This is a genomic window from Collinsella aerofaciens (genome assembly GCF_040920445.1).
GTDB classification, from domain to species: Bacteria; Actinomycetota; Coriobacteriia; order Coriobacteriales; family Coriobacteriaceae; genus Collinsella; species Collinsella aerofaciens_BH.
On record NZ_JBCOTQ010000062.1, the window covers coordinates 1 to 5551 of the forward strand.

The window sequence follows — 5551 nt, forward strand, 5'->3', positions numbered from 1 at the left end:
AGCGGTAGATACCTGTTCGACGGTCTGACCCAATCGACCTATCGAAACTCGATACATCGGATTGCACGACCCTGGAGGGCATGTTCAGGGGATGCTCAAGCGTCACGGAGCTTTTTGATCTCGACCGTCTTGACGCCTCGAACGTCGAGAACACGTCCTACATGTTCCTCAACTGCCTGACGCTCAAGGCCGTCAGCATCTTGGGATGGGAGGCGTCCGGAATCACAGACGTCGACCAGATGCTCAGTGGCTGCTCTACCTACATCCTCGCAACCGAGGAGCAGCGCGAGTTCCTGAACAAAATCACCGGCTCCACGCAGCACGGAATCTGGACCCGTAACCTTTCGTAGCCCAGATCAAAATACCGGTTGTTTCCAGAAATCCTCTAGGAGGCGTCTAGATAGAGGATTTCTGGAAATGCAAATAACAATAATTTAGATTCCGAGCGTATCGACCGGAGCAACAACGATGCCTTCGCTAGTTACGTGAGCCGGCATACCAAACCCGATGACGATGAGTTTCGCCGCAGGCGGCCTCTCCCCGCGATCGACCAGCTTTCGCTCAAGTCGAAGCAGATTTTCCACTGCCTCTGGGACTTGGGGGCTCCCGAGCTTGACCTCAACGGCAACCCACGAGCCGTCACGACGATGGACAATCGCGTCGACCTCTAGGTCGTCAGCGTCGTGGTAGTGAGATACGGTCGCATCGCTGGCCGCCGCGTAAACCTTGAGATCGTGTAGCACAAGGGATTCGAAGAGCAAGCCAAGGGTCTTCGGATCGGATGACAACGACTCCGGATCCGCACCGATGAGGGCGACGGCGAGCGATGAGTCCGCAAGGTGCCGCTTCGCGCCCTGCCGCAACTTCACCGGCGACCTGAGAGCCGGATGCCACGCGGGGACATCGTCGACGATATTGATACGGCGCAGCGCGTCCATGTAGCCGGTAATCGTATTCTTTGAGACGTCAACACCCAAATCCCTTTCGATGGACCTCATGCCGGCGAGAGTCGATTCATTGCGTGCAAGCGACGAGAGCAAGGCCCTTACCTTAACCGGGTCGCGTTTCACTCCATCCGCCCTCGAAACGTCAGACTCGCAAACACCGTCAATATAGGCGGCGGCTATCCGCATTGCGTCGGCAGTTGTCTTACCGACCGCTTGGGGCCAACCGCCGCGGCAGAGCAAATCCGCGATACCGGCGATACCGGCGATGGATCCGAGTGACGCCGCAACGGAATCGCCATCGAGCAGCGCACCAAGCGAGACCGCTCCCGACGAAATACCGAGCTCGAAAAGCGTCATGGTATCCATCCGCAAACGGGCGATTCGACCCACACCGCTGTGCATCGGCTGGTTCTCGGCTCGCGGCGTCGCAGATCCGGTGAGAATGAACTGTCCTGGCTCCCCTCCCCTGACATCGCATTCGAATCGCACGGCATCCCATAGCTTCGGCTCTTCCTGCCATTCGTCGACAAGCCTCGGGGTCGGTCCGACAATTGCTTGGGCCGGATCGAGACGAGCGAGCTGGAGGGCCGCAAAACCGCCAGATGGGTCGGAGAGAGATAACGATGACTCGGCAAATCTCTGAGCTGTCGTTGTCTTTCCACACCATTTCGGCCCCTGAATGAGCACTGCACCAAAAATGCCAAGGTCGCGCTCGACCAAGCAGTCAACACAACGTCCTATATACCTATCCATCTGCTTTCCCTCCAATCATTCATTTGAAATTATAGCGTTTATCTGCGTCGTTGGGACAAATAACGATTACTTATTGGGACGATTGACGGTAATTTATTGGGACGATTGACGATAGCTCGTTGGGACGATTTCCATTTTCTTAAGGCACTAATCAACGAGACCCACTGTGAACTATGAGACGGATAAATTTAGCTGACGCCTCTCATGAGTTCAGCAATGCTGATTTGAAATCCGTCGGCAATCTTCTTGAGATTTGAAAGGCTGACATTACGCCGCCCGACTTCAATGCTCGCGTAGTAGGAACGATCCATTTCAATCAAATTGGCGAACTGCTCCTGACTGCACCCGAGTCCACCGCGGAGCTCTTTGCATCTCATGCCGAATGATTTCTGAAGCGTCGTATCCATGACAAAAAGAGTCATGGATTGTTGTATTTATGCCAACGGACTATATACAACAATCCCAGTTAAGGCGCATAATTACCTCTATTGGAAAGCACTCTGATGCCCAGTCGGATAGGGCACGGAAAAGGAATGGAACAGCACAATGACTCAGGGAAAGCATTTCGCTGCCGGTGGCGATCACTTCGCCGCACTGCCAAGCAAAAAGATTCACGCCCCGAAGGGGATCGCGCGTCTGACCGTCACCGCGGCGACCATGGCTGCCATGACCGGATCGAGCCTCATCTCACCGTTCACGGCATTCGCCCAGACCGGTGACGGGGGCACGCAGCACCCCGCCGTGATGTCGCCGATCGCCGCCCACGCCGGCGCGGCATCCGGTAACGGCACGAAATCCGTCGCACAGACCATCGCGGACCTGCAGAAGGCAGTCGACGAGGCGAAGGCGAAGGAGGACGCCGCCAAGGCATCCTACGATGAGGCCGCCGGTCCCTACAACGAGGCGGCTTCCGCCCGCGACCAGGCCAAGGCATCCTACGATTCGGCCGTCAGCGCCGGCACGGCAGCCGACCGTGCGGCGATGGACGAGTACGCCCGTCAGGTCGCGGAGGGCAAGGACGCCGCCGATGCCGCCGGCAAGGACCTCGAGCAGGCGAAGGCGGGTCTCGCAGACGCCAAGGCGGATGCGTCCGAGAAGGACGAGGCGTACCAGTCCGCCCTCAAGGTGGCCCAGGATGCCAAGGACGCCCTCGATAAAGCCAAGGCAGATGCCGTAAGCGCCACCCCGGAGGCAATCAGTGCCGCCGAGCAGGCCGTGCGCGACGCCCAGGCTGCCGTGGACAGGGCACAGGCCAATCTCGCCAACGCCAACGCGACGCTTGTCGATGCCCAGTCCAAGCTGGTTGCGGCCCAGTCTGCAAAGGATTCCGCCGATTTCGTCCTCGCTGCAGCCAAGCAGAACAAGGACGCGGCGGATGCGAAGGCCGCAGCCGCCAGCGCCGCCTACGAGAAGGCGAAAGCCGACCTCGCCGCAGCGGAGGCAGGCGCCAGCGGCCCGGAGTACGATGCGGCAAAACAGAAGGTCGCGGACGCGGAGGCAGCCCTCGCTGCCGCACGAGCGGTGCAGTCCCAGTGCGAGTCCGAGCTCGAGCAGGTACAGTCCGCTGCAGCAACGGCACAGACCGACCTGAATGATGCCCAGGTGGCCCTCTCCGTAAAGCAGCAGGCCGCGGCCGATGCCGAATCCGGTGTGAACGCCGCCCAGTCCGCTCTCGATGCCGCGAACGCCGGTCTCGATGCGGCCAAGCAGGTGAATGCCGACGCCGTCGCCAAGCTGTATGCCGCGAAGCAGGCTGTCAAGGACGCAGAGTCCGCCAAGGCAACCGCAGACGTAGAGCTCGCGAACGCCAAGGCCGCAAAGGATACCGCAGACGCCGCCGTAACCGCCGCGCAGCAGAAGGTCGACGAGGCCCAGGCGAAACTCGATTCCGCCGACGCGCAGCTCAAGCAGGGAGCCATCGGCTTCTTCCGCGCCATGGGTGCCGATTCAGCCATCGAGATCATCCAGAACTGCACATACAAGGACTACACCGAGGTGGGGAACAGCCTCGACGCGACTAGTCTCGACAACATGCTCGCGGCAATCCCGTACATGAAGTCCATCAACGAGTATCGCAAGTCCGTCGGTCTCTCTGAGCTCCAAGTCACGTACAAGCTCATTGCGGCGGCGATTGCCAACGCGAACTATTCCGATGTCAAGTTTGGGCATTCCATGCAGTTTGATACGAGCGAAAACCTCGCATGGAACTATGGAACCGATCCGAAACCGCAGTGGGTGGACCAAGAAAAAGCTTTCTTCGATCAGGCGGTTCAGGAGCTCTATGGCGTCACCGGTCTAATCGGTAAGGATGCCGCAGACTTCTACAAGTCGCATAGTGGGATTGAATCCTATGTCAATCAGCATTTTAAGGTTGCCGGATATCCCGCAACCGTCGGTCATTACCTGCATGTCATCAGCCCTGAAATCGGCTATATGGGCATGGCAGTCTGCAGCAAGGGAACCATGAACGGCTGGAAGACCGACAGCTTCGATACCGCAAACCTGGGTTGGGCAGGCTCCGGTTGGAACATGAACCCCATGTCCGTCGACGAGTACGAGCAGAAGCTGACCTCCTATATCAACGGCCTCAAGAACGCCAAGAGCGCACTCGACGCAGCCAAGGCCGATCTCGCATCCAAGAAGCAGGCAGCCGCCGGCGCCGCCACAACCGTCCAGCAGAAGCAGGTCGCGGTGGATTCCGCACAGGCAGGTGTCGATGCCGCGAAGCAGGGTGTTGCCGATGCCCAGCGTGCCGCCGATGCCGCAAAGGCTGATGTCGCCGCCAAGCAGCAGGGCGTCACGGATGCCCAGACCGAGCTTGATGCGGCGAAATCGGACCTCGATGCCGCCAACGCGGCAGTCGATACGGCAAAGTCGACCGTCCAGCAGAAGCAGGTCGCCTTTGATGCCGCCAACGCAGCCGTAACGACCGTACAGACCAAGCTGGATTCCGCCAAGGCGGACACCGAGGCCAAGCAGCAGGACGTCATGGATGCGAACGCCGATCTCGCGAAGTTCTTCCAAGACGTCGCCGACGCCAAGAAGGCGCTCGATACAGCAAAGAGCGTCCATGACGCGGCGGCAGCCGATCAGGTCGAGAAGGCGACCGTCCTCGCCGCCGCCGAGCAAAAGGCGGACGCCACCGCACGCGCCCTCGCGGATGCCCAGCGTGCCGTCGATGCCGCAAAGACCGACGCCGGCGTTGCCGCCGACAGGCTTACCGGCTCCCAGACCGATCTCGATGACGCACAGTCGAACCTCGACATCCTCACCGGTCTTGCCGCGAAGCTCGCAGAGGCACAGCAGCGCGAGCAGGATGCAGTAAAGGCCGTCAATGACACCAAGGCCGCCCTCGATGCCGTGAAGGCGGATGCCATCGCCGCCGAGTCCCTGGTCTCCGCCGCCGAGCAGGCAAAGGCGCAGGCAGACGCCAAGCTGTCGAAGCTGAACTCCATCGATGCCGGCGCGGCGATCGCTTCCGGTCATGATGTGAACGCGGATGACGCCCTCAACGCGCTTTTCGTCGCAGCAGTCGAGGCACGTGCCAAGGTCGCGCCCGCCAAGGCTATCCTGGACGAGAAGCAGGCCGCGGTGGACGGGCTCCAGTCCGGCTATGATGCGGCACTCGCCGCCTACGAGTTGGCGAAGTCCGACCGCATCGCAGCGGAGCAGAAGCTTTCCGATGAGATTGCACGACAGAAGGCAGAGGAGGCAGCAAAGCAGCAGGCGGCATACACCCCGAAGCACCTCGCCGGCACGGATACCGCCCAGCCCGGCAGCCTCGCCCAGACCGGTGACCGCGCGGGACTCATCGGCGAGACGTTCGTCATCGGCGGTACCGTCCTCGTGGC

4 protein-coding genes are annotated in these 5551 nt (G+C 60.3%); 2 read left to right on the plus strand and 2 right to left on the minus strand.

All coding sequences use genetic code 11. The features are described from left to right. The first annotated feature begins 32 nt into the window (after positions 1–32). Positions 33–350 carry a BspA family leucine-rich repeat surface protein gene (locus AB5405_RS08725; protein WP_260699964.1) on the plus strand — a complete coding sequence of 106 codons (318 nt, stop codon included), beginning with the start codon at positions 33–35 and terminating at the stop codon, positions 348–350. 84 nt (positions 351–434) lie between these two features. On the opposite strand, the gene AB5405_RS08730 is transcribed toward AB5405_RS08725, so the two are convergent. Continuing rightward, entirely contained in the window at positions 435–1700 is a 1266-nt protein-coding gene (locus tag AB5405_RS08730) for an ATP-binding protein (RefSeq protein ID WP_161145597.1), read from the minus strand. A 188-nt stretch (positions 1701–1888) separates the two neighbouring features. Then, the gene (locus tag AB5405_RS08735) at positions 1889–2107 is read right to left on the minus strand and encodes a helix-turn-helix domain-containing protein (protein ID WP_368138213.1); all 219 of its coding nucleotides are present in this window, start codon (positions 2105–2107) and stop codon (positions 1889–1891) included. Between the two features lie 139 nt (positions 2108–2246). Here AB5405_RS08735 and AB5405_RS08740 point away from each other — a divergent pair. Next, the coding region (locus AB5405_RS08740) for a coiled-coil domain-containing protein (RefSeq protein WP_368138214.1) at positions 2247–5551 on the plus strand (3305 nt) is incomplete at its 3' end.

Coding starts and splice junctions, on each gene's coding strand:
- AB5405_RS08730 (WP_161145597.1), bottom strand. CDS start 1,700: ATGGATAGGTATATAGGACGTTGTGTTGACTGCTTGGTCGAGCGCGAC.
- AB5405_RS08735 (WP_368138213.1), bottom strand. CDS start 2,107: ATGGATACGACGCTTCAGAAATCATTCGGCATGAGATGCAAAGAGCTC.